Consider the following 19,405-nt stretch of genomic DNA (forward strand, 5'->3'; position numbering starts at 1 on the left):
TATAGGGATTTTTATTATTTTACAATAGCTAATCAGCAATATATCTCCAAAACGTTCCATGCTTTGCAGGAATCTTTTTCACTTTCTGCTGCAGGGTCCATTTCTTCATTTGTCTTTCAACCTCTTCAATTGACAAGTCATATACTACTGCAATTTCTTTTGATGCCACCAGACGGTAATATTTCATGAAGTCTTCAAGTGTGGGCAATGGTTTTTTCTCGGGTTTTGTTGTCAGCATCTCTTCGATGATATGGACGTATACTTCGTAAGAATACAAACCAGTGACCTTTAACCCTTCATCTTCGATATTTTCATTAAAAAAGACCAGGGTCGGGATCTCATCGACTTCCATTTCCGTTGTGATTTTTATATCACATTGAAATGCTTTTGATGCTGAGTAGGAGTGAATATCACTCATAAACTCATTAAGGTCAAGTTTCGCTTCCTTAGCGCAATCCTTGAGTACATCAAAATTTGATATATCCTGCTTTTGAAGGAAAAGCCGCTCCTGTAAGAAGCGTAAAAATCGTATACCCGAATGCTTTCCTTGAAGCTCTGCGGCCTTAATGGCAAAAGAGGCTATATAAGGTGAATCAATGGGATTATCGATCCATAAACTTCCATCACAGGACATACCTGAACGGCTGGCAGTTTTCTCCCACTGCTGTGCCAGATCTTCTTGTTTTCGTTTTGTCGCAATATTCAACGAAGAAAGCTGGCCGCTAAGAATGTAACGGATGCGAAAATACTGCCCATACTCAATCCTGAGCTTTTTTAATATAGGCTCTAGTGCCCAGCATTCTGGACATAAAGGATCTACAAACATATATATTTCCAGTGGTTTCTTGTCAGCTCCACACGATTTAAGCGGATTTGAGTTATTTAAACTAGTCAATGTTGGCTCTCTCCGGTGTCTCCGTATTTACCATATGATGTGCGGTCAGAACAAGTCTGTGATAAAAGTCTTCTCTCACCTGGCCATCAAGCTCCACATCATCCATTGCCTCATGCATACAGCTCAGCCACGCTTTCGCTCTTTCTTCAGTGATCGGGAAAGGAAGGTGCCTGGCTCGCAGCATAGGATGGCCGTGTTCTTCGGTATAAAGAGAGGGGCCGCCTAAATATTGAGTAAGGAATTGCTTTTGTTTGCGGGCCGTCTCTGTTAAATCTTCCGGAAAAATAGGTGCCAACAAAGGGTGTTTAGACACTCTATTATAAAATGCATCAACGAGCATGGAGAGTTTCTTTTCGCCGATTAAGTTATAAGGCATTTTCGGTTTCTCGACCATAAGAAGGACTCCTTTTTACTTAGAATGTAAGTTTATTCTAGCAAGCATTCATGTATATCTCAAACAAATAGCCTTGATACCGCACGAATCCGTAAAGTTAGTGTTGCCAGATTGGTGTCGGTTATCCTGAAAAATCGAAGTGCGACCCGTGGGATTCTACCTTAATAACATGTAAGACAAGAGCCCTGCTGTACTTCAGCAGGGCTCTTGTTTCACTGACTTTTCATGTTGTACAAACAATCAGGCATAGAACGTATCCGTTACTTTTTTTACATATGCGTTTGTTTCCTTGAAAGGAGGTATACCATTATACTTATCTACATTCCCGGGACCCGCGTTATATGCAGCAAGTGCCATTTCAATGTTTCCGTTATATTTATCAAGCATTTGTTTTAGATATTTTGTTCCTGCAAAGACATTCTCTTCAGGGTCAAATATATTGGTCACCCCGAGGCCCCTTGCAGTGGAAGGCATCAGCTGCATCAAACCAGATGCCCCGGCAGGACTGACGGCATCTGGTTTAAATCCTGATTCATGCTGGATCACTGCCTGTATCAGCTTTTTAGGAAGGTGATACGTATCAGCCGCTCTGGAGATAATGTCGTCTATCGATTCAGGGGCCGCAAACTCGCTTTTATTTATGGCTGACAGGGATCTGGGGGGCTCTGAAACTGTAAAAGCGGGATGTGTTTCAAGCATGCTCTTTACGGCGCCAAGAGTATTGGAAGATGTTGTAAGGCCTCCGCCACTATTTAAAGCCTGGGTAAATAGCTGTTGAAATAAGTCATTGGTTTGGCCGGCAGCGTTTATAGTGGATACGGAACCCAGTTTATTGAGTGCCTGGAGTTCCATCATTGTTTTTAGTTGTTGAACATTCATTTTAATGGCTCCTGTCTTTGTAGTGGGTCTTTTCATCCTATATATCGGAAAAAATGATGCGTGTTTTACAATTGATTTCTTACTTTTTCCCGGTAAAAACGTTTTATTTTATTTTCCGTTTCCCTTTTGGGTATCCCGTGTTCCTTTAACAAATCAAAGAAGATTTTTTCTCCCTGATCATAGTCTTTCACTTCATATTCGAGTTCAAAGTCCACTTTATCAAAATAGGAACTTTCATCAAATACGAGCAAACCACCTTCAAAATCGATTTCAGCTCTCTTTGTGATTAAAGAACCGAAGTGTTGAATGTAAGGGGGAGATATATCAAGGCTTTCCAGAAATTCTTTTACTTCTCCGTCAGGAAAAACTCCGCGTTCCAACAGGTCGTCGGCTTCTTGTACAGTAAGGGGTTGATTCGTTTCAAGCAGCCCTTCTTCGACTGGTGTTTTCAATGTCAGCGTGAAGATCTTCTTCTTTAGCCGGATTCTTAAAGCAGATTGCTTATCCTTCAGTTGATAGTCAGGGGTATCGAAATAATGATTTTCCTGGGTTGTAAAATCTGTTTCTTTTATCTTAAAATGCTTGGTTAATTGCACGAATTCTTCTTCTGCTAACAGGTTCTTAAATTCGATTTCTATCTCTTGTGACAAAGAAAAGCATCCTTTCATTGCTTAATACTTGTATTATCTCTTTTCTGTAAATGAACTTCAATGTTTAGATGTAAATCGTGTCTTATGATAAAATAATACTGATTGTTTTAAGGAAGGATGAAAATAGCCATGAGAAAGATTGTACAATTCAATGAAGCAAAATTTGAAAATGGTGTTTTACACTTACATACGGAACAAACGGACTTGTTAAAAGGATTGAAGCCTGCTTGTCAAATCATTGCAGACTCTGACAGATTTGCCTTTGTTTATCTAGCAGAAAATGAAGAGGAATATGTCTACCTGTATTTAGAAGAAGGAATCTGGGGTGAGTTGAGAAAAGCACTTAAAGAGAATGCTTCTGTAATCGTCGAAAGTTCAGATGAATCATTAGAGCTTGATCAATTTAATGAAGAGCTAAACTATCTCATCAGCAATATAGAAGGAAACGGTAATTACGGCGACGAAATGGTTAAGAAGGTTGAATCCGTTTTTATCGATTCATAATCTTAAGCAGGCAAGAGTCCATTTTTTTACTTTCAAAACAACCAGCTTTTTATAACCCGAAAGAAAGAAACGAATTGATGTTTCAAATGAGGTGAGGGAATGTGAATCATTGGGAACAATTTCTGGCTCCCTATAAGCAAGCCGTAGATGAACTGAAAGTGAAACTGAAAGGAATGCGAGGGGAATATGAATTTCAACATACTCATTCTCCTATTGAATTTGTTACCGGACGAGTAAAACCGATTGCCAGCATCCTTGATAAAGCGAATCAAAAAGGGATTGCGCTTTCAGATATTGGGACCGAGATGCAGGATATAGCAGGTCTAAGGATGATGTGCCAATTCGTGGAAGATATACATGTGGTGGTGGAGCATCTGCGGGCACGCAAGGATTTCACCGTGATTGAAGAAAGGGATTATGTCACGAATAAGAAGCCGAGCGGCTACAGGTCCTATCATGTTGTCGTCGATTATCCAGTCCAGACGATCCAGGGAGAGAAAAACATCCTTGTGGAAATTCAAATCAGGACGCTGTCCATGAATTTTTGGGCAACGATTGAGCATTCTTTGAATTATAAGTACAGCGGCCAATTTCCTGAAAGAATTCGAATGAGGCTTCAAGGTGCTGCAGAAGCAGCTTTTCGTCTGGATGAAGAAATGAGCCTGATCCGTGAAGAAATCCAGGAAGCACAGGCTATTTTTACAAACAAAATGGAGAAAGATAAGAGGGGCAGCGGCACGACCGATAAAAGAATTCACAAACAGTGAGACGAAGGGGGTCAAAATGAATGAAGTTTGCTATTACGTCAAAAGGTGATTCCAAGTCCAATACCCTGATGCACAAAATGAGAACCTATTTACAGGATTTCAATCTAACATATGATGAAGACCAGCCTGACATCGTCATTTCGGTAGGGGGAGATGGGACGCTGCTTTATGCCTTTCACCGCTATCGGTCAAGACTTGATAAGACGGCCTTTGTGGGGGTACATACGGGGCATCTCGGTTTTTATGCAGACTGGGTGCCCGAAGAAATTGAAAAGCTTGTCATTGCGATTGCAAAAACTCCGTATCAGATTATCGAATATCCGTTATTGGAAACCATCATCCGTTATCAGCACGGGGGGAAGGAGACTCGCTATTTAGCCCTGAATGAATCTACTGTGAAGAGTGTCGAAGGAACCCTCGTCATGGATGTGGAGATAAGGGGGCAGCATTTTGAGCGTTTCAGGGGCGATGGCTTATGTCTCTCTACCCCTTCAGGGAGTACGGCGTACAATAAAGCGCTTGGGGGCGCCATCATCCATCCCTCTTTGCCGGCTATCCAATTCGCGGAAATGGCATCCATCAATAATCGGGTATTCCGCACAATCGGATCTCCGCTGATCTTACCGGCTCATCATACATGTATGTTGAAGCCTGTCAATGGTCCTGATTTTCTGGTGACGATCGATCATCTTTCCCTTCTTCATAAAGATGTAAAGTCTATTCAGTACCGTGTTGCAGATGAAAAAATCCGATTTGCCCGCTTCCGGCCTTTCCCTTTCTGGAAGAGAGTACATGACTCGTTTGTAGCGGATGAATAAAGGATATTCAATTCAATGGATCATCCCTTCACCGTTTGAAGGAAGGCTTTTGAGGGAATTTCTCGTTGATCAAAAGATTTCAAAGCGGACGCTGACCTCGGTCAAATTCGATGGTGGATCGATTTCCGTCAATGATTCGGAAGTGAATGTTCGTCATGTTCTAAAGGAAGGCGATATCGTCAAATTGGATTTTCCGCCAGAAACAGGCAGTGATAAATTACTCCCTGAGGATATGCCTTTGGAAATTGTATATGAAGACCGGGATGTCCTTGTTCTCGAAAAGCCATGGGGTATGTATTCAATCCCGTCTAAAGATCACAGCTCAGGCACTCTGGCGAATGGGATTGCAGGTTATTATAATAATCGTTCCCTTGCATCCGCTGTTCATATCGTCACCAGGCTTGACCGCGATACATCAGGATTAGTACTGGTGGCCAAGCATCGGCATGTGCATCATTTGTTCAGTCTTCAACAACAGGAGAGAGGCATTTCAAGGACCTATGAAGCTTTGGCTGAAGGGTACCTGACCAGTAATAACGGGTTCATCGAGCAGCCGATCGGCCGCAAAGATACAAGTATCATCGAAAGAGAAGTCCGGAATGACGGTCAATATGCAAAGACTGCCTATCGGGTATTGTACCAATACGCTGAAGCGGCTCATTTATCCCTGCGGCCCTATACAGGCAGAACACATCAAATACGTGTACATATGTCATCGATCGGTCACCCTCTAATGGGCGATGATTTGTACGGGGGAAAAGTAAATCTTATCAAGCGGCAGGCACTTCATTGCAAAACTCTTTCCTTTTATCATCCTATGAAAAAGGAATGGATGAAATTTGAGAGTCCCCTGGCAGAAGATATGAAAATGGTTTTGAGCCTTTTAGGTCAGAAAGAAAAAAGAGATTCCTCTTGTTGACTGCCTGGGGAATCTCTTTTTTTGTTCATCGTATTAGTAGATCGTACAACGTTTTTTAACGAAACTGAAAGTTCTCTGAATCCTCAAGGGAAGCTGCGAAATTTTTCTTCTGTTAATGGCATGTTTGAAGGTACGCTAATTAGTTCTATTTCTGGATAACGCATTGCAGTCAACTTTCCTCCAAATACAGCACCTGTATCGATATTGACCGTCTTGTTCATCATTCTGGGTTCCTTTACGGGTGTATGGCCATAAATGATCCACGCATCTCCCTTATATTCCTTTGCCCAATCTCTTCTGACAGGGGTGCCGTCCTCATTTACTTCCCCGGTAATGTCACCATACAGAACAAATGTTTTTACACGTTTATTGTCTTTTCCTATGTACTCTTCCTTGATCCCTGCATGTGCAATGATCAATTTACCCTCATCAAGGATCCGATAGAGGGGTGCAGCCTCATATAAATTGATAAACATAGTCTTATATTCGTTTCTTTCCCTCTCTGTAAGAGCACTTAATTCTGCTGTTGTCGTTTCAAGACCATGAAGGATCTTTACGTTGTTCCCTAAGAAATAACGATATAGCTTATTACAATGATTCCCGGGGACGTAGTAAGCTGCTTTTTCCTTCTGAAGGGAGGCAACAACCCGTATCGTTTGTAAAGAGTGCGGTCCCCGGTCAGTCAAGTCACCGACAAATGCAAGCTTTCTTCCTTCAGGATGGCGGGGCAGCCCGGAACTCCAACTATAACCGAGTTTTTCAGTCAGATTTCTAAATTCTTGTAAACATCCATGAATATCGCCTATTACATCAATCTTCATCTTAAACCTTCTTTCTTTTCAGGAGAAACTTTTTTCTTTTCATTTCATTCGATTTATGACATATTAATGTTTCAGTGTGTGAAAAAACCGGATGATTTATTCTTCATTTTAAATGGAACATCTTATATAAACATAATGAAGAGGACGGCCTATGTTAATGGGCGACATTTTCAAAAAGATTTGCTAGTATTATTACGACTATATGGGATTAACATAAGGGAGGGTGTGCCTTAATGAGTGAAGCAGTCAAAGAACAAAATAATGATAAAGATAAGCAGGACAAAGAAATGTATGATGAAGAGCTTCTCATAAGAGCCCTTCAGCAGGAAGATCTGGATCTGTTCAGGTCGGAATTCACTCAGTTACACCCCTATGATCAAGCTAAATTCTTTTCTAAGATCGAGGATGAACTGAGGATTCGCCTTTATCATTATCTATCTCCCGAAGAAATGGCCGAATTGTTTGAAAGTCTTGATATAGATGAAGAAGACTATCAGGATTTACTCGCAGAAATGAACCCATCGTATGCAGCTGAAATGCTTTCGAATATGTATGCTGATGATGCGGTGGATGTATTGAATGAACTTGATAAAGATCAGGTTGTCAGTTATTTAACCATCATGGATGACGACTCAGCCAGGGAAATTAAAGAGCTCCTTCATTATGAAGAATACACAGCGGGAAGCATCATGACAACCGAGTTTGTCGCAATCTCACAAAATCAGACTGTCCGGTCCGCCATGTATATCCTAAAGAATGAAGCCCCTAATGCCGAAACCATCTATTACATTTATGTGGTAGACGATGATAAAAAGCTTGTGGGAGTCATCTCTTTAAGAGACCTTATCATCAGTCATGATGACGTCATGATAGCTGAAATCATGAGTGATAGGGTCATGTCAGTGGGAGTGAGTGAAGATCAGGAAGCCGTTGCCAGGCAAATGAAGGACTATGATTTCCTTGCCTTGCCGGTTGTTGATTTCCAACATCACTTGCTTGGGATCATCACGGTTGATGACATAATGGATGTCATGGAAGAAGAAGCATCGGATGACTACTCCAAGCTCGCCGGTATTGCCGATTTGGATTCGATTGACAGGAACCCTTTTAATGCAGCAAAGAAACGCCTTCCATGGTTGATTGCTTTATTGTTCCTGGGGATGTTCACGGCGAGTCTCATCGGGCGATTTGAAGCGACCCTGGATAAAGTAGCCATCCTTGCTGTTTTTATCCCGCTTATCGCCGGTATGGCAGGGAATACAGGGACCCAGGCGCTTGCCGTGGCCGTAAGGGGGATCGCGACCGGTGATTTGGAAAAGGAAAATAAACTTGCCCTCATCATACGTGAAGCAGGAACCGGTCTCATTACCGGTACGACATGCGGGGTTGTGGTCAACATGATTGTGTATGTGTGGAAGGGAACATTTTTCCTCGGGATCCTGGTCGGGGTTTCAGTTATGATTTCATTATTTGTAGCTACATTGGCCGGTACTCTTGTCCCGCTATTGATGCATAAATTGAAAGTCGATCCCGCCGTGGCATCAGGCCCCTTCATTACAACGATTAATGATATTATTAGCATCTTAATATATTTTGGATTAGCTACATTGTTTATGAATTACCTTATATAGAAGAAAAGGGGGAGAGCATCATGGAACAGCATGCCTCTGTAACATCACTGGTGATCGTCATCATCGTCGCTTTTTTGACACCAATATTGCTGCACCGTTTTAAATTGAACTTTATCCCAGTGGTCATAGCCGAAATCATCATGGGATTGGTCATCGGTAAGAGCGGATTTGACCTCGTTCATCAAGATATGTGGCTTGAAACTTTATCGACCTTCGGCTTCATTTTCTTGATGTTTTTAAGCGGTCTCGAAATTGATTTCAAAGCATTCTCAAACAGCAAGAATAAGAAAGAAATCCTTCCGAGCGGTAAGGAAGAACCGAACCGTCTGAAAGTGGCGACCATTATTTTTATAGGGATATTCTTTGTTTCCCTCGGGCTTTCTTACTTATTTGTATTTTTTGGTTTGATAGAAAACGCCTTTTTGATGACCCTGATCATTTCGACCATCTCATTGGGGGTAGTCGTTCCGACACTGAAAGAGGCTCATATTTCACAAACCGCGATTGGTCAGATCATCTTGCTGATCGCCGTGATTGCAGACTTGGTGACCATGATTCTGCTTGCTGTTTTCGTTTCCCTTTACGGAGAAGGACAAGGCAATATGTGGCTGCTTCTCATTCTGTTTGGAGTGGGGGTCATCCTTTATCTATTAGGCAAGCGCATGAAAAATAATAATTTCATCAAAAGTCTATCGACAGGTACGGTCCAAATCGGGACGCGTGCTGTATTCACGCTCATCATCTTACTGGTGGCTGTGTCGGAAACGGTCGGGGCAGAAAATATCCTGGGAGCATTTTTGGCTGGGGTATTGGTTTCTTTACTGGCTCCCAACCAGGAGATGGTACAGAAACTCGATTCGTTCGGTTACGGATTTTTAATCCCGATTTTCTTTGTGATGGTCGGGGTGGAACTTGATCTTCAGACTTTGCTGAGCGACAAGAAAATGCTTCTTTTGATTCCATTAATGCTGCTTGCATTCCTGATTTCTAAGATACTGCCGGTATACTTGTTGAAGATCTGGTATGATACAAGAACCACTTTAGCTTCCGCTTTCTTGCTGACCTCCACTCTTTCCCTGGTGATTGCTGCTGCAAAAATCGCCGAAAGAATGGAGATTATCACCAGTCAGATGAGCGGTACCTTAATTCTGGTTGCAGTCATCGCGTGTATCATTACACCGATCGTCTTTAAAAAACTGTTCCCGCGTGAAAGCGCAAATGAAAAGAAATTGAAGGTGGTGTTCCTGGGGGCAAACCAGATGACCATGCCGGCTTCCAGAGAACTGCAATCCTCGTTGTATGAATCTGTTCTTTATCACACGATTCAAGATAAATCGGATAAGAACATCGCGGATTCGTTATTTAAAATCAACGAAATAGAAAATTATGATCTTGATACTTTAGAGGAGTTTAATGTGTTTGAGGCAGATATCCTTGTGATTTCGACCGGGGATGAAGAGGCAAACGCAACCCTCTCTATTGCTGCTAAAGATAGAGGCGTAGAACGGGTCATCGCAAGAGTTGAGAGTCCTGACATGCATGAAGCCCTAAGGGAGCAAGGGATTGAAGTGTATTCTGTGTTCCTCTCTACCAAAGCATTATTAAGAGCCATGATTGAATCACCATCAGTGATGAATATCCTCACGAACCAGGAAATGTCGCTGTATGAAATCAAAATGCTGAACAGCCAGTTCGAAGGGATGACCCTGAGGAAATTCCCGTTTACAGGGGATGTCATTTTTGTCCGTATATTCAGAGGCAAAGATTCCATCGTTCCACATGGTGACACAGAACTCCATATGAATGACCGGTTGATCGTGACTGGAACTAAAGAATATGTTGATGAACTGAAACGTGAACTCGAGTTCTGTGAATATTGTTAAAGAAACTCCCCGCTCTGCCGGGGAGTTTTCTTATGACAGTATAGAGGATTTTCATGGGCTAATACCTAATTAGTTATATAAGAAGAATTAGGAGATGATGAGAAATGTGGGAAACCAAAGTAATCGACATAAGGGAAAGACTGAAGAAAAGTCTGGAGGGAACGGCATTTGAAAAGTTAAATGAAAAACCTTCACCAGATGAGTGGAGTATAGCCCAAATAGTCCTGCATCTTGCAGGGGCGGAAACCCGCTTTTTGAAACTGGCATTAAAAGCTGCAGAGGATCAATCGGATACTAGTGGAGAAGCAGTGGACTTGAGTGTATTTGATGATAAAAGCAAGAAGCTTAAAGCACCTATTGATCCACCTGAAGAACCTCACACAAAAGAACAATTATTGAACGCCCTGCAAACATCCAGAAATTTAACAGAGGAGTTCATAGAAAAGTATTCTGAACATAAACTTGCCCAAAAAACCATGGAACATCACCGGTTTGGGATCATGCCGGTCTGGCAGGTCCTCGAGCTCCTTGGAAGGCATGAGGAGAGGCATATTGATCAGATTGAAGAGACGAAAAAGAAGATATCATAGAATTGAACCTTTTCTTTTTTTGTTGTTTCATGTAGAATTAGTAGCAGGTACTAATAACTTGTAACAATAGGAGGATTACAATGACTCTTTCATTAGAAGGCAAAACATTTGTCGTGATGGGTGTTGCCAACAAACGAAGTATTGCTTGGGGGATTGCCCGTTCCCTTCATCAGTCGGGTGCACGATTAATCTTTACATACGCAGGTGAACGTTTTGAAAAAGGTGTAAGAGACCTTGCCGATACACTTGAAGGCGGAGAAGACTCACTGGTACTTCCGTGTGACGTAACCAGTGACGAAGACATTGAGAAATGCTTCGCTGCAATTAAAGAGGAAGTGGGAGTGATTCACGGGCTTGCGCACTGTATCGCTTTCGCCAATAAAGAAGAGCTTGCCGGTGATTATATGAATACGACAAGGAACGGTTTCCTCCTTGCACATAATATCAGTTCTTATTCTTTGACGGCAGTTGCAAAGGCTGCGAAAGATTTAATGACCGAAGGTGGAAGCATCGTCTCCATGACCTATTTAGGCGGAGAAAGAGTGATGCAGAACTATAATGTAATGGGCGTTGCGAAGGCATCGCTAGAAGCGAGTGTCAAATACCTTGCGAGTGATTTAGGTAAGCACGGGATCCGTGTAAACGCCATTTCTGCCGGTCCGATCCGTACACTTTCTGCTAAAGGGGTAGGGGACTTTAACTCCATCCTTAAAGAAATCGAAGAGCGCGCTCCGCTGCGCCGCAATACAACCCAAGAAGAAGTCGGAGACACTGCCGTGTTCCTATTCAGCGACCTCTCAAGAGGAATCACGGGAGAAAACCTTCATGTTGATTCAGGGTATCATATTCTTGGTTAATGAAATGAACTAAATATAATTGAGATCCCGCTGGCGCAATTAGCTGGCGGGATTTTTGATTTTGCTATGCTAATGAAAATTACGGAAATCAACAGCGGTATTTAAAGCACAAAGAAAATTCCTCCCAAAAATGAAACTGACATGCACCTTTTGCATACATATAAAAGTGGAGATGAATTGGAGGTGTGCTTCATGAAAAAAGAAAAAGCATCTAGCAAGGAACCCTTGTTATACATTCAGCAGCCAAAGCTGCAGGAAGTCAAAGGAAATATGCAGGTAACATATCGGTCGACAAAATCAAAAGAGAAAAAAGAAAAGCTTCCAACCAAACCAATCCAAACTCAAATAGAAAAACCTCATGAGGAAGCAGAGTCATCAAGATTAAAAAAACCTGAGATCGAGTCTAAAGAGCAAGCTCAACCTCATCAAAAGCCTTCAGGGGAGGAATCCCAGTCTGCTATCCACTCTTTCAGAAGGCTGAAACCATTCAAAGAACTGACCCTGGACGAAAAGCTTGAGTATATTACTGCCAGCATCAACGGTAAAGTCCCTTTTCCGTGTGAATTCGGTACTGAAACCGCTACTTATAAAGGCGTGCTTATCTCTATGGACGAATCCACTATTAAAATCAAAACATTCCGCGGCGATGAAGAAACGATTGCAAGGGACTCTTTGAAATCGATTAAGATGATAGGGTTACAATAAAAGAAGCCAGGCGGGATCTCCCGGCTGGCTTTTCTTACAGGTTCAGTCAGACACTGATCCCTGAGTATTAATCTTCACATAATTCGACAAATACGTCTTTGATACATTGAATCGCACAGAAGCAATCCAGGTCAACCGTGACGCAATCGCCTGTAAGTTCCCAATCATCCATCGGGTCGTTTGGATCATCGTTCTTATTCGGTCTTACTACTTGTAGAGTAGCACAGCAGTTGTCAAAGATTTCTTTTACCCGGAAAAATGGTGATTTCGACTTGCTTCCTTTAACATGAACTTCGAATGTATCACCGTTTTTCAGGTATAACTTGAAGACACGGGTGTTAACACGGTTAGCAGGACTAACCATCGATCCCAGCGGCTCAAGGAAACAGTCATTTCGGCATTCGTTGCACTCGTCACCAGCGTCTTGAATATCCTTAATAGCGCGAACTGCTTGACATACACAGCCGAGATCTTTTTTTCCAAAATCTCTATCTCTTCCGCAACCCATATAAAGTTCCTCCTTAAAATAAATTTCATTTACATTACTAACATATTGTGGTGTAGGCGATTAGGTAACGGACATCTGCCCTCTTTTAGAAATTTGGGCTTGTATATATTTATTAAAGGAGAAAGGAAGATCGAATTGGAGTTCACTTTCGTTCAGCTAGCAACTCTTGGTTTTGCTATTTTTCGACTGACTCATTTGATCGTTTTTGATAAGATAACTGAATTTCTAAGATCGCCTTTCTTTGATGAAATCGTGGAGGAAGAAAACGGGGTGGAAGATATTTACCTTATTCCGAAGAAGGAAGGTTTCAAAGGCTTTGCAGGGCAGCTGTTATCCTGCTACTGGTGTACTGGGATATGGGCAAGTATGTTTTTGTACGGTGGTTACGTATGGTTTCCTTCTTTTTTTGCACCAATTATTACCCTGCTCGCTGTCGCAGGTGTAGCAGCCGTCATTGAAGCGGCAGTCCAAAATTGGAATGGATCGAATTAGTAGGTAATTAGTGGAAACAAGCATGCCCCTTATCACATATAATGAAATATCCACATGTGAAGGAGGCCGGGAAATTGATTAAATACACTGGGAATAAAGTGATTAAACCAACAAAAACCACCTCAAATTATAAAAAGAAAAATGACTGCGGATGCGGTTCGGGTTCAAAGAAAAAATAGATTGCTCATCAAGAGCGATCTTTTTTTTTACATAATTTTAGACTTTAAGAAAAAAATAAGGGGTGAGTATATATAAAAATGAGGGATGTTGAATGAAGAAATATTTATTTGCGGGTTTTTTAACCTTTTTACTGGCTGCCGGCTGTTCCAATAAAGAAGACGGAAAGGACAGCAAAATTGCGCTCCTGAAAACAACCGATCCTCCTCCGATCGAATTGGTGGATCATCCTGAAACAGACAGCTTTGGACATGCTATAAAAAAGAAGCTGGCTAAAAAGAAGGAACTGTATGATGTTGCTGTCATTCAAAGTAAAGACGAAACATTGGTCGTTTATAAAGTAAAGCATATGCAGAGATTCAAAATGAAGAAAATCGAAAAAGATATGGAGAAATATCTCGAGGATGAATATGCCGGGGAGGATTTCATCTTATCAAGTGATTATAAAATTTTTCTTGAGACCGTTCGTTTAAAAGAGAGGATCCAGAACAAGTCCATAACCAAGAAAGAGGCTGAAAAGAAATTCAAGGATATCATCGAGCTTCAAAAGGAAAAGACATAGGAGGAATACTTTGTGGGAAAGACACCGAAAACACCCGAACAGCAAAAGTATGAAAATCTGGAAAAGCAGTATGAAACGAAAAGACCCCTTTTAAAGAATGTGATTAAGGCGTTCTTTGTCGGAGGGGCGATTTGTCTGGTGGGCCAGGCAGTAAGTTATTTCTATATTTACTTTTTTAATTTCACAGAACAGACAGCTGGGAATCCAACAGTGGCCACTATGGTTTTCTTTGCGATGATCCTCACCGGATTTGGCATCTACGACCATTTAGGGCAGTTTGGGGGAGCGGGGAGTGCCGTCCCTGTCACAGGATTCGGGAATGCAGTCATTTCCGCAGCGATCGAACATAAAACGGAAGGCTATGTCCTGGGTGTGGGAGGAAATATTTTTAAATTGGCCGGATCCGTTATTGTGTTCGGCGTATTTTCCGCGTTTGTGGTTGCGCTGATAAAAACGCTATTAATTCGATGGGGAGTGATTTGATGCTTAAGGGTTCGAGATCATGGGTCTTCCCTGCACAGCCTGCGATTCTTTCTACGGGGGTGGTCGGGGGTCCATTTGAAAAAAAGGGAAAACTGGCAACTGAATTTGACCGGTTTTACGACGACTTATGGATGGGTCAGGATACGTATGAAAAAGCAAATCGGGTGCTCATTGAAGATGCGGTAGAGATTGCACTTGAAAAGCAATCACTGAAGAAGGATGATATCCAATTCTTCTTGACTGGTGACCTGATCAATCAGATCACCCCTTCCAGTTTTGCTGCAAGATCATATGCCATTCCTTATTTCGGATTATTCGGAGCATGTTCTACATCCATGGAGGGGCTTGCCCTTGCAGGATTTTTAGTCAATTATCAAGGAGCAGAAAAAGTGATCACAGGCGCTTCGAGTCATAATTCCGCCACCGAAAAGCAGTTTCGTTACCCGACTGAGTATGGCGGGCAAAAACCGCCGACCGCTCAATGGACAGTGACAGGAGCAGGTTACGCAGTAGTGGGGAATGGTGCCGGACGTACAACTCCTTCTCCTCGTATTACATCTGCGACGATTGGGAAAGTGATCGATATGGGTTTGACGGACCCCTTTAATATGGGGGGGGCAATGGCACCGGCTGCGGTTGATACGATAGCCGGACATTTTCAGGATTTGGGCAGGGACCCTTCTTATTACGATTTGATCGTAACAGGAGATCTTGCTTCAATCGGGAGGCAGACAGCCATGGAAATGCTGAAGGAAAAAGGCTATACCCTGACCGACAAGCAATATCAGGACTGCGGTTTACTTATATATGGAAAAGACCAGCCTGTTCAGTCGGGGGCAAGCGGCCCGGGCTGCTCTGCAACCGTACTTTATGGACACTTATTGAATGAAATGAAAAAAGGGACTTACAAGCGGATATTAGTGGTGGCAACAGGAGCGTTATTATCGCCTCTTACTTTTCAGCAAGGAGAAACGATACCTTGTATCGCCCATGCTGTGTCCATTGAATTTTTATAAGTAAAGGAGGAAGCATAAAAATGATTGCGATGTTCTTTTGGTCATTTGTCATAGGAGGAATCATCTGTGTCATTGGACAATTGATGTTTGATGTAGCGAAATTGACACCGGCCCATACCTTAAGTCTATTGGTGGTGGCAGGCGCTATACTCTCAGGCTTTGGGTTATATGAACCTTTGATCGATTTTGCAGGTGCGGGAGCGACCATACCGATTACGAGCTTTGGGAATTCGCTTGTAAACGGGGCGATGCAGGAATCACAAGAGCACGGGCTGGTAGGTGTATTGACAGGCATGTTCGAAGTAACTAGTTCTGGTATATCAGCGGCGATTGTTTTTGGATTCATAGGGGCACTCCTTTTTAAACCAAAGGGATAATGGGAGGAAATATAAATGCCTGAATACTTGCAAGTAGCGGTTAGAAGCCTTTTCATCCTTCTTTCTTTGTTTTTTATCACAAAATTACTCGGGAAGAAACAACTGTCCAAGCTATCGTTTTTTGAATATATTACGGGTATTACCGTAGGAAGCATAGCAGGGACACTTTCAATGGACCTGGGCCTGCCTTTGAGTGAAGGTCTTATGAGCATCTTTCTGTGGTTTTTATTTCCTCTGTTGTTTTCTTATCTTTCCCTGAAAAGCAGCAAATTCAGAAGGTTTGCGGAAGGGAAGCCATCCGTCTTCATTAAAGATGGAAAAATAGACGAAAAAGCGCTGAGGAAAGAACAATACTCCATAGATGAACTTCTTGAACAACTAAGGAAGAAAGATGTATTTCGTGCTGCGGATGTTGAATTCGCCACTTTAGATACAAATGGAGATCTGAGTGTGCTGCTGAAAAAAGAAAAACAGCCGCTGGTAAGGGAAGATCTGATGGCTGATTACCAACGTTCGACTCCTCCGCAAGCCGTTATAGGAGACGGCAGAATCGATGAAGCGGCTTTAAAGGAAGTGGGCTATACCAGACAGTGGCTATTAAGAGAACTCTCAAAAAGGAAGCTCACTGCAGAATCAATCTTTTTGGCCCAATTGGACAGTGAGGGTAATCTGACATTCGACCTGTACAATTGGACAAACACACAACAAAATTAACAAAAGCCCATACGGAACTTCCCTCACCTACATATGTTATAAGTGACTAAAGGTAAAGTGAGGTGATGCTGAATGCCTTACGGATATGGATATGGTTATGGCTGCGGATACGGCGGGGGTTATGGATCTACATTTGTATTAATCGTCGTCTTATTCATCTTGTTAATTATCGTTGGAGCCAGCTTCTGCTAATCAAGAAGCAAAATTAAGGCAGAATCCTCGTAAAGAGAGATCCTGTCTTTTTTTATATGATTTATCACGCTCTCCATTTTTTCACATATGATGCTTATAGTTAAAAAGGAGGCGGTTTACTCATGAATAACAACTTTTTTAAGAATCTTGAGCAGAAGACAGGCGTCAACATGAACGAGGTGTTTGAGCTTGCCAACTCATTACAAAATGCTAACTTCAAAGATGAAGCAACTGTAAGAAGTGTCATTAAGCGTGTTTCTAAAATTGCGAACAAACCTGTGAATAAAGAAATGGAAGACAAAATTGTTAAGTCGATTGTGAATGACGGTAAGCAGCTGGATTTCGGGACGATTTCCAATATGCTCAATAAAGGGAAAAAATAACTTTCTTGAAAGAGAATGGACATAAAATGGCGTGAAGACACGTATTTTATGTTAATTCTCTTTTTTGTTTCAACTTAATTAAGGTACGGGTAAAACAAATAAAAGGAGGTCATCACATGGGATACATTGCTCCAATTCCTCATCATCAATATAAACAGTATCAGGAAAGGGAAATCAAAGTAGACAAACACCCTTTTCAATTCATTCCGGTACAGCCTATTAAAGCATTGAAAAATAAATCAAAACAAACCGACCATGAAGAAATGAGCAGTTATCCGCTGTATGAACAGGATAAATCAATGATTATCCACACAAGGAAATCTCATAAAAGTCCCATTCCACCAGAATTATTAGCCAGAGTAACAGGAAAAGGCACCCATTTTAACGAATATGTATAACGAAGCCTAAAGGGTCTGGCCAGCTGTATATTAGAAAGCGGGAACGGTTTGATCAGTCCGGAAGAGCTTAGGACAACCCTTCCTGAAAGGAATGAGGAATTTGAAACTTCAACAGTTTACCGATCATTGCTTTGCCTTCACCGGGGCAGTGAACATCGGCTATTGTCAGAAAGGTGGAAAGGGACTGCTCATTGATACAGGACTGGACGAGTCATCTATAAAGAAAGTTTTAAAAATAGTAAATCAACATTCCCTGCCTTTGGATTATTGCATCATTACCCACGCCCATGCAGATCATTTCGGGGGAGCGGCCTATTTAAAGAGAGAACGGGATATTATTCTGTATGCACCTGGTCTGGAATCTTCAATTATGGCACACCCGGTTTTGGAACCGATTTACCTTTTCAATGGAGCGAATCCCATTGAGGAATTAAGAAATAAATTTCTGGAGGGACCTTCAGTCGAGGTGGATGGCGAAATAATGAGCGGGAATAATATAATAGGACCATTTAATATTCATGCCCTGGATTTGCCAGGACATTCCTATGCTCAGAAAGGATTGCTGATTGAAGAAATCCTATACGCCGGCGACGGTTATTTTGGCGGGGAGGCCCTCGATAAGCATGTGATTCCTTTTATCATTGATGCAGACCAAACTATATCCTCATTGGAAAAACTCCTTAACATTCAATGTAAAGGAGCAATACCGGGTCACGGCATATTTGAAGAAAACTTTCAAGATACCATACGGCAAAATCATAAGGTACACACTGATAGACTCTCTGCCCTCTATGAGCTGATTGAAGGTAAAGAACATGGCGTATCCTTAGAAAAGCTTACTAAGGAATTTTTAACATTACATAACTTAGATGTGAAAAGCCTGGGGCAATGGCTGTTATTTCGTACTTCCGTGACTGCATATTTAGCGAGTCTGGAGCGTAAAAAACGGATAAAGTTCATTGTCAGGGATAATGAGCCAAGAGTGGCGGCTGCTGATTAATATCCTTGTACCAATAGACTTTCGCCTTCTTTCCATTCAGCATAAAGAACGTCTTTATGCGATTGGAAGCCGTATTTCGTAATTTCGTTCAGCAGCCAATCTTCCTGCTGATGCACGATTTTCAGGTTATCATACACAATTTCACCGTCAACAATCAAGGACAATGGAAGGCTTACATGGTCAGGCTGAATGTTTAAATCAGCACGCTGAACATTTTCAAACATAGGCTTTTTAAGAACGCTCAGTGTTCCGTTGGATTCAAGCAGGGCATACTCACATTCGCGTACCGAAAAAATGTCCTTCGCCCGAAGTAAATGCTGAAGTTGATTTAAATCCAAGTGGTTCTTCTTTAATTGTTGGAAATCTATCTTTCCTTTATTGATTACAATCGCCGGAGTGCCTTCCATTATATGGCGGAAACGTCTGGATTTTTGAGTGAAGTATTCTGTAGTGAATATCAAGGATCCCCAGATGAAGATAGCTGCAAGGATGGGCCAGACACTGATATCTTTATCATATAGTGAATTCCCTACTAATTCCCCCAATATTAACGCAGATATAAAGTCAAAAGCGGATATCTGGGTTATTTGTGTTTTTCCTAATACTTTCGTTAAAATCAAAAGGGCAAAATAGCCGACCACGAGTTCTACGGCTATTGACATGATTTCCATAGGTATCCCCCTCTCCATATACTCTTACATTATCGTCCAGTTAACAACTGTTTATACTCAGGGTGAATAGTATTCTTTCCATAAAAAAAAGATCAATCCTCTGCCTAAGAGCAGTGATT

At 41.8% G+C, this 19,405-nt stretch carries 26 protein-coding genes; 19 read left to right on the forward strand and 7 right to left on the reverse strand.

The window, feature by feature from the left end:
- Positions 1 to 28 precede the first annotated feature (28 nt).
- The 4 genes from HWX64_RS06835 to HWX64_RS06850 form a co-directional block, all read right to left on the reverse strand.
- Positions 29 to 895 carry a ClpXP adapter SpxH family protein gene (locus HWX64_RS06835; RefSeq protein WP_254871059.1) on the reverse strand — a complete coding sequence of 289 codons (867 nt, stop codon included), beginning with the start codon at positions 893 to 895 and terminating at the stop codon, positions 29 to 31.
- Positions 888 to 1,289: a globin gene (locus HWX64_RS06840; protein ID WP_175988445.1), complete on the reverse strand. Its 402-nt coding sequence runs from the start codon at positions 1,287 to 1,289 to the stop codon at positions 888 to 890. Before HWX64_RS06840 ends, HWX64_RS06835 begins: the two co-directional genes overlap by 8 nt.
- A gap of 240 nt (positions 1,290 to 1,529) precedes the next feature.
- Complete coding sequence (locus HWX64_RS06845) at positions 1,530 to 2,168, reverse strand: lytic transglycosylase domain-containing protein (protein ID WP_175988447.1); 639 nt, start codon at positions 2,166 to 2,168, stop codon at positions 1,530 to 1,532.
- Between the two features lie 65 nt (positions 2,169 to 2,233).
- Positions 2,234 to 2,818 carry a CYTH domain-containing protein gene (locus HWX64_RS06850; RefSeq protein ID WP_175988449.1) on the reverse strand — a complete coding sequence of 195 codons (585 nt, stop codon included), beginning with the start codon at positions 2,816 to 2,818 and terminating at the stop codon, positions 2,234 to 2,236.
- Positions 2,819 to 2,947: 129 nt separating this feature from the next.
- On the opposite strand from HWX64_RS06850, the gene HWX64_RS06855 reads away from it, so the two are divergent.
- From HWX64_RS06855 to HWX64_RS06870, 4 genes are all read left to right on the forward strand, one after another.
- On the forward strand, positions 2,948 to 3,322 hold the full coding sequence (locus HWX64_RS06855; protein ID WP_254871060.1) for a hypothetical protein: 375 nt from the start codon (positions 2,948 to 2,950) through the stop codon (positions 3,320 to 3,322).
- 101 nt (positions 3,323 to 3,423) lie between these two features.
- Positions 3,424 to 4,089, forward strand: coding sequence for a GTP pyrophosphokinase family protein (locus HWX64_RS06860; RefSeq protein WP_175988453.1), 666 nt, complete (start codon positions 3,424 to 3,426; stop codon positions 4,087 to 4,089).
- 20 nt (positions 4,090 to 4,109) lie between these two features.
- A complete protein-coding gene (locus HWX64_RS06865; protein WP_098352856.1) occupies positions 4,110 to 4,907 on the forward strand; it encodes an NAD kinase in 798 nt (265 codons plus the stop codon).
- Between the two features lie 49 nt (positions 4,908 to 4,956).
- On the forward strand, positions 4,957 to 5,826 hold the full coding sequence (locus HWX64_RS06870) for an RluA family pseudouridine synthase (protein ID WP_368495573.1): 870 nt from the start codon (positions 4,957 to 4,959) through the stop codon (positions 5,824 to 5,826).
- An 83-nt stretch (positions 5,827 to 5,909) separates the two neighbouring features.
- Here the strand turns inward: HWX64_RS06870 and prpE are convergent, their stop codons facing one another.
- Positions 5,910 to 6,647, reverse strand: coding sequence for a bis(5'-nucleosyl)-tetraphosphatase PrpE (gene prpE, locus HWX64_RS06875; RefSeq protein ID WP_175988457.1), 738 nt, complete (start codon positions 6,645 to 6,647; stop codon positions 5,910 to 5,912).
- A 233-nt stretch (positions 6,648 to 6,880) separates the two neighbouring features.
- Here prpE and mgtE point away from each other — a divergent pair, with 233 nt between their 5' ends.
- The 5 genes from mgtE (at position 6,881) to HWX64_RS06900 (ending at position 12,313) form a co-directional block, all read left to right on the forward strand.
- Positions 6,881 to 8,278: a magnesium transporter gene (mgtE, locus tag HWX64_RS06880; RefSeq protein ID WP_175988459.1), complete on the forward strand. Its 1,398-nt coding sequence runs from the start codon at positions 6,881 to 6,883 to the stop codon at positions 8,276 to 8,278.
- 20 nt (positions 8,279 to 8,298) lie between these two features.
- On the forward strand, positions 8,299 to 10,161 hold the full coding sequence (locus tag HWX64_RS06885) for a monovalent cation:proton antiporter family protein (protein ID WP_175988461.1): 1,863 nt from the start codon (positions 8,299 to 8,301) through the stop codon (positions 10,159 to 10,161).
- Positions 10,162 to 10,265: 104 nt separating this feature from the next.
- A complete protein-coding gene (locus tag HWX64_RS06890) occupies positions 10,266 to 10,751 on the forward strand; it encodes a DinB family protein (protein WP_175988463.1) in 486 nt (161 codons plus the stop codon).
- A gap of 80 nt (positions 10,752 to 10,831) precedes the next feature.
- Positions 10,832 to 11,608: an enoyl-ACP reductase FabI gene (fabI, locus tag HWX64_RS06895; protein ID WP_175988465.1), complete on the forward strand. Its 777-nt coding sequence runs from the start codon at positions 10,832 to 10,834 to the stop codon at positions 11,606 to 11,608.
- 192 nt (positions 11,609 to 11,800) lie between these two features.
- Positions 11,801 to 12,313 (forward strand): CotO family spore coat protein, encoded by a 513-nt coding sequence (locus HWX64_RS06900; protein WP_175988467.1) that lies wholly within the window; start codon positions 11,801 to 11,803, stop codon positions 12,311 to 12,313.
- Between the two features lie 67 nt (positions 12,314 to 12,380).
- Here the strand turns inward: HWX64_RS06900 and HWX64_RS06905 are convergent, their stop codons facing one another.
- Positions 12,381 to 12,821, reverse strand: a complete 441-nt coding sequence (locus HWX64_RS06905) for a CotY/CotZ family spore coat protein (RefSeq protein ID WP_175988469.1) — start codon at positions 12,819 to 12,821, stop codon at positions 12,381 to 12,383.
- 135 nt (positions 12,822 to 12,956) lie between these two features.
- Here HWX64_RS06905 and HWX64_RS06910 point away from each other — a divergent pair, with 135 nt between their 5' ends.
- The 10 genes from HWX64_RS06910 (at position 12,957) to HWX64_RS06955 (ending at position 18,615) form a co-directional block, all read left to right on the forward strand.
- Positions 12,957 to 13,313, forward strand: coding sequence for a DUF1360 domain-containing protein (locus HWX64_RS06910; protein WP_175988471.1), 357 nt, complete (start codon positions 12,957 to 12,959; stop codon positions 13,311 to 13,313).
- A gap of 271 nt (positions 13,314 to 13,584) precedes the next feature.
- A complete protein-coding gene (locus HWX64_RS06915; protein WP_175988473.1) occupies positions 13,585 to 14,052 on the forward strand; it encodes a sporulation protein in 468 nt (155 codons plus the stop codon).
- Between the two features lie 12 nt (positions 14,053 to 14,064).
- Entirely contained in the window at positions 14,065 to 14,535 is a 471-nt protein-coding gene (gene spoVAC, locus HWX64_RS06920) for a stage V sporulation protein AC (protein ID WP_175988475.1), read from the forward strand.
- On the forward strand, positions 14,535 to 15,551 hold the full coding sequence (gene spoVAD, locus HWX64_RS06925) for a stage V sporulation protein AD (protein ID WP_175988477.1): 1,017 nt from the start codon (positions 14,535 to 14,537) through the stop codon (positions 15,549 to 15,551). The genes spoVAC and spoVAD overlap by 1 nt, the downstream gene beginning before the upstream one ends.
- A 20-nt stretch (positions 15,552 to 15,571) precedes the next feature.
- Positions 15,572 to 15,928: a stage V sporulation protein AE gene (gene spoVAE / locus HWX64_RS06930; protein WP_175988479.1), complete on the forward strand. Its 357-nt coding sequence runs from the start codon at positions 15,572 to 15,574 to the stop codon at positions 15,926 to 15,928.
- A gap of 15 nt (positions 15,929 to 15,943) precedes the next feature.
- Positions 15,944 to 16,642, forward strand: coding sequence for a DUF421 domain-containing protein (locus HWX64_RS06935; RefSeq protein ID WP_175988482.1), 699 nt, complete (start codon positions 15,944 to 15,946; stop codon positions 16,640 to 16,642).
- A gap of 72 nt (positions 16,643 to 16,714) precedes the next feature.
- Positions 16,715 to 16,834 (forward strand): YjcZ family sporulation protein, encoded by a 120-nt coding sequence (locus HWX64_RS06940; protein ID WP_175988484.1) that lies wholly within the window; start codon positions 16,715 to 16,717, stop codon positions 16,832 to 16,834.
- 122 nt (positions 16,835 to 16,956) lie between these two features.
- Positions 16,957 to 17,217 carry a stage VI sporulation protein F gene (locus HWX64_RS06945; RefSeq protein WP_175988486.1) on the forward strand — a complete coding sequence of 87 codons (261 nt, stop codon included), beginning with the start codon at positions 16,957 to 16,959 and terminating at the stop codon, positions 17,215 to 17,217.
- Between the two features lie 116 nt (positions 17,218 to 17,333).
- Positions 17,334 to 17,615, forward strand: coding sequence for a hypothetical protein (locus tag HWX64_RS06950; protein WP_175988488.1), 282 nt, complete (start codon positions 17,334 to 17,336; stop codon positions 17,613 to 17,615).
- 100 nt (positions 17,616 to 17,715) lie between these two features.
- Positions 17,716 to 18,615, forward strand: coding sequence for an MBL fold metallo-hydrolase (locus HWX64_RS06955; RefSeq protein WP_175988490.1), 900 nt, complete (start codon positions 17,716 to 17,718; stop codon positions 18,613 to 18,615).
- On the opposite strand, the gene HWX64_RS06960 is transcribed toward HWX64_RS06955, so the two are convergent.
- Positions 18,612 to 19,286, reverse strand: coding sequence for a DUF421 domain-containing protein (locus HWX64_RS06960; protein ID WP_175988492.1), 675 nt, complete (start codon positions 19,284 to 19,286; stop codon positions 18,612 to 18,614). The genes HWX64_RS06955 and HWX64_RS06960 overlap by 4 nt on opposite strands.
- Positions 19,287 to 19,405: the final 119 nt, after the last annotated feature.

The sequence above is a fragment of the Bacillus sp. Marseille-Q1617 genome, from assembly GCF_903645295.1.
GTDB lineage: Bacteria > Bacillota > Bacilli > Bacillales > Bacillaceae_B > Rossellomorea.

Coding starts and splice junctions, on each gene's coding strand:
- HWX64_RS06890 (WP_175988463.1), top strand. CDS start 10,266: ATGTGGGAAACCAAAGTAATCGACATAAGGGAAAGACTGAAGAAAAGT.
- HWX64_RS06950 (WP_175988488.1), top strand. CDS start 17,334: ATGGGATACATTGCTCCAATTCCTCATCATCAATATAAACAGTATCAG.
- HWX64_RS06905 (WP_175988469.1), bottom strand. CDS start 12,821: ATGGGTTGCGGAAGAGATAGAGATTTTGGAAAAAAAGATCTCGGCTGT.
- HWX64_RS06900 (WP_175988467.1), top strand. CDS start 11,801: ATGAAAAAAGAAAAAGCATCTAGCAAGGAACCCTTGTTATACATTCAG.
- HWX64_RS06940 (WP_175988484.1), top strand. CDS start 16,715: ATGCCTTACGGATATGGATATGGTTATGGCTGCGGATACGGCGGGGGT.
- HWX64_RS06885 (WP_175988461.1), top strand. CDS start 8,299: ATGGAACAGCATGCCTCTGTAACATCACTGGTGATCGTCATCATCGTC.
- spoVAD (WP_175988477.1), top strand. CDS start 14,535: ATGCTTAAGGGTTCGAGATCATGGGTCTTCCCTGCACAGCCTGCGATT.
- prpE (WP_175988457.1), bottom strand. CDS start 6,647: ATGAAGATTGATGTAATAGGCGATATTCATGGATGTTTACAAGAATTT.
- HWX64_RS06865 (WP_098352856.1), top strand. CDS start 4,110: ATGAAGTTTGCTATTACGTCAAAAGGTGATTCCAAGTCCAATACCCTG.
- mgtE (WP_175988459.1), top strand. CDS start 6,881: ATGAGTGAAGCAGTCAAAGAACAAAATAATGATAAAGATAAGCAGGAC.
- HWX64_RS06935 (WP_175988482.1), top strand. CDS start 15,944: ATGCCTGAATACTTGCAAGTAGCGGTTAGAAGCCTTTTCATCCTTCTT.
- spoVAE (WP_175988479.1), top strand. CDS start 15,572: ATGATTGCGATGTTCTTTTGGTCATTTGTCATAGGAGGAATCATCTGT.
- HWX64_RS06855 (WP_254871060.1), top strand. CDS start 2,948: ATGAGAAAGATTGTACAATTCAATGAAGCAAAATTTGAAAATGGTGTT.
- HWX64_RS06840 (WP_175988445.1), bottom strand. CDS start 1,289: ATGGTCGAGAAACCGAAAATGCCTTATAACTTAATCGGCGAAAAGAAA.
- fabI (WP_175988465.1), top strand. CDS start 10,832: ATGACTCTTTCATTAGAAGGCAAAACATTTGTCGTGATGGGTGTTGCC.
- HWX64_RS06915 (WP_175988473.1), top strand. CDS start 13,585: ATGAAGAAATATTTATTTGCGGGTTTTTTAACCTTTTTACTGGCTGCC.
- HWX64_RS06845 (WP_175988447.1), bottom strand. CDS start 2,168: ATGAATGTTCAACAACTAAAAACAATGATGGAACTCCAGGCACTCAAT.
- HWX64_RS06960 (WP_175988492.1), bottom strand. CDS start 19,286: ATGGAAATCATGTCAATAGCCGTAGAACTCGTGGTCGGCTATTTTGCC.
- HWX64_RS06945 (WP_175988486.1), top strand. CDS start 16,957: ATGAATAACAACTTTTTTAAGAATCTTGAGCAGAAGACAGGCGTCAAC.